Below are 3,729 nucleotides of genomic sequence, written 5' to 3'. Positions count from 1 at the left end.
GCCCCGACGACCCGCCCCGGACGAAGGAGAACCGCAGCCGTGAGCGACGCACAACCGGCCCGCAACCTGCTGGCCGTGGCCTGGGGTGAGGTGCTGACCCTGGTCGAACCGGTCCTCGCCAGCGCCGACCCGTGGCGCCGGGCCCGGCTGATGCGGGCGCTCGGCTGGGACCTGGAGGCGATCAGCGGCGTTGACGCGCGCACCTTCGAGGAGTGGGTCGGCACGATCCGCCCGGCGCTGGCCGCGCTGGGGCAGGCGCTCGCCGAGGCGAAGTGGAGCTCCCTGAAGGAGATCGCCGCGAGCGCCACGGCGGCCGGCAGTGCCCTCGGCCGGGTCGGTGCCCTGCCGCCCGCGCTGGACAGCGGCACCCTGCCGGACGTACCCGGCCTGCCGGAGGCCCTCGCCGACGACCTGATCGACCACCTCGTCCTTACCTACCTGCAACGCCGGGTGCCCTGGGCGGTGCCCCTGCTGGTGCTGCTCGGTCTGGTCACCCCCACCGCCGAGGCGTCGCCCAGCCCGCCGATGCCGGCCGGTGACGCCCCGATCCGGCTGCCCCGGCGACGGGCCGCCCTGCACCTGGACCGGCTCGTCGACGTGGTCGCCGACCCCGGCGGCTACCTGCGTGGGCTGTACGCCCCGGACGGGCTGGACACCCCGGAGCAGGTCGACGCGATGAGCGCGCGGCTGCTGCCCCGGCTGGCCGCCGTGCTGCAGGCGTACGGGGTGGACGCCGCGCACGGCGTCCGGCCCGGCATCGGCCCGGACCTCGGCGAGGCCGGACTCCGGCTGGCCGACCACCTGCTGCGGGTGCGGTTCGGTCGCCCCGACGGGTCGGCTGCCGCCGGCCCGGCAGCGGCGGCGGACCTGCCGTACCGGCTCGGCCTGACCCTCGGCCTCACCAGCTGGGACGGCCGGCTCACCGCGATCGTCGCGCCCACCGGGGAGACCCAACTGTCCGGGTCCTTCGGCGAGTGGAACGTCACCACCGACCTGACCGGCGCCGGGTCGGCCGTCGCGGTCAACTCGGCCGGGGTCACGGTCACCGACGGGGGACCGGAGGTGCGGTTCGACGCCGAGATCGCCCGGATCGGCCCGGCCGACGGGGCGGGCTGGCTGATCGGCGCGCCGGACGGTACCCACCTGGCCATCGGGCAACTGACGCTGCGCGGGCGCGGCGCGTTGGGTACCGGCCGGGACGACATCGACCTCACCGTGCACGCCGGACGGGCCGAACTGGTGGTCCGCTCCGGCGACGGGGACGGACTGCTGGCCCGGCTGCTGCCCGCCGGTGGCCTGCGGATCGGTTTCGACCTGGGCCTCGGCTGGTCGTCGCGGACCGGTCTGCACCTGGCCGGGGCGGCCGCGTTGAGCGCCGACTACCCGCTGCACCTGCCGTTGCCCGGGGGTGGCCTGGAAGGGCTGCGGCTGGCCCTGACCGCCGACACCTCGACCCGTACGGTCAGCCTCACCGCCGCCACCACCGTCAACCTCGCCCTCGGTCCGCTGCGCGCGGTGGTCGCCAACACCGGGGTACGCCTCGACCTGACCTTCCCGGCCCCGGCGCCGGCCGGTACGCCCGACCCGACCGCCGGCAACCTGGGCGGCGCGAACCTGGTACCCCGGTTCAAGGCGCCGGACGGGGTGGGCCTGTCGGTCACCAACGGCGTCGTCAACGGCGGCGGCTACCTCTTCGTCGACGAGACCCGGGGCCGGTACGCGGGCGTGATGGCGCTCAGCATGTCCACGAAGGACGGCGCCTTCGCCCCCGCCCGGGGCATCGCGTTGCAGGCCACCGCCATCCTGGACACCCGCCAGCCGGACGGCAGCCGGTTCACCGACACCGACGGCGACTCCAGCTTCTCGCTGCTGATGATCGGCACCTTCCAGTGGTTCCCCGGCCTGCCGCTGTTCTGGGGTATCTCGCTGACCGGTCTCGGCCTGGTGGTCGGGCACCACCGGCGCAGCAACCCCGAGGAGATCGGCAACGCCGCCCGCGCCGGCACCCTGGACAGCCTGCTCTTCCCGACCGACGTGGTCGGCCGGGCACCGTCGATCGTCGCCGCGCTCAGCCGGATCTTCCCGGCCGACCCCACCGGCACCGTGGTCGGGGCGATGGTGCGGCTGGAGATGCTGTCCCGGCAGATCGTCGCCGACCTCGCGGTGGTGGTCGAGTTCCCCGACCCGGTGCGGATCTCCGTACTCGGCCGGGTGACGATCGACTTCAAGGCCGCCGGGCGGCTCCGGCTCGACGCGGCCGGGGTGCTCGACCTCGACCGCCGGCAGTTCACCCTGAACGCGGCCCTGGTCGACTCCCGGCTGTTCGGCCGTCCGGCCTCCGGCCAGATGCTGCTGTACGCCAGCTGGGGCGCGAAGAAGACCTTCGTGGCCACCATCGGCGGCTACCACCCCCGGTACGTCCCACCGGCGAACCTCCCGGTACCCGAACGGTTCACCATCCAGCTGCTGAAGAACACCAAGGGCATCACCCTCAAGGCGTACCTGGCGGTGACCAGCAACAGCGCCCAGGTCGGCGGCGAGGTGCTGATGAAGTTCGAGGGGGGCGGTTTCCTCCTCGACGGACGGGCCACCCTCGACGCGCTGGTCCAGTTCAAGCCGTTCTGGTTCGAGGTCGCGATCACCGCCAAGGTCGCGTTGAGCTACAAGGGCACCGACCTGCTGGTGATCGACCTGGCCATCGCGCTCAACGGTCCGGGGGAGTGGCACGCCTGGGGACACGCGAGGATCAAGTTCCTGTGCTGGGAGGCGTCGGCCAGCTTCGACTGGCGGCACGGCAACCAGCCCGTCGACCGGGACCCCAGCTTCGTCGACGTCGCGGCCCTGCTGGGCGATGCCCTGACCGGCGCCGCGGCCTGGGAGACCGGGCCGGGTCTGCCCGGCGCCGAACCGGTCACCCTGCGCAACGTCACCGACACCGGCGAGGTGCTGCTGCTGAGCCCCGGCGCCACTCTCGCGGTCCGGCAGAACGTCGTCCCGCTCGACGTCGAACTGGGCCGGTTCGGTACCTCCCGGATCACCGGCCCCAACCGGTTCACCATCAGCGAGGTGCGCGTCGGTGCCGGCGACGGTGCCGTCCGGGGCACTCTCGGCGCGGCCGTCCTCGACGACTTCGCACCCGGCCAGTTCCAGGACCTCACCCCGGAACAGCAGTGGATGATGCCCGGCTTCGAACGGCAGACCGCCGGCCGGCACGTCGCCCTGCCCGAGGGTACGGCCCTGCCGGCCGCCCCGCTCACCGTCCACGTCGGACTCGACGGCGACGACGCGTACGACCGGGTGATCATCGACGATCCGGACTCCGCCGGCCGGGAGATGCCGGCGACGGTGGTCGCGTCCGCAGGGTCGACCGGGGACCTGCTGGCCACCGCAGCCGGGAGTCTGCGGACCCCGACCCGTGTCACGGCCACCGGGAGCCTGCTGGCCCGGTTCGCGTCCACCGGCCCGGCCGCCCGCGCCCGTACCGCCGGTGCCGCCCGCTTCGACGGCAGCGGACTCGGCCTGGTCGACCACGGTCCCGCCTGGCTTCCGGTGCGGAACCGTCCCGGTGGCCGCCGACCTGCCACCACCGGCACCGTGGCCGGCCGGTCGGCGGCCACCGACCCCGCCGGCATCCCGGTACCGACCGCGACCCGGGCCGCCGAACTCGCCTCCGGTGGTGACCGTGCCCGGCCGGTCCGGCGGGTCACCGTCCCCGTCGGCACCCCGACC

The 3,729-nt window shown here is 74.5% G+C and carries 1 protein-coding gene; it reads left to right on the top strand.

Annotated elements, in window-relative coordinates; genetic code table 11:
• Positions 1-39: 39 nt before the first annotated feature.
• On the top strand, positions 40-3,729 hold a 3,690-nt coding region (locus tag GSF22_RS35560; RefSeq protein ID WP_208817612.1), incomplete at its 3' end, for a DUF6603 domain-containing protein.

The sequence above is a fragment of the Micromonospora echinofusca genome, from assembly GCF_017614955.1.
Lineage (GTDB): Bacteria > Actinomycetota > Actinomycetes > Mycobacteriales > Micromonosporaceae > Micromonospora > Micromonospora echinofusca_A.
This window is presented reverse-complemented; position numbering and strand designations above follow the sequence as displayed.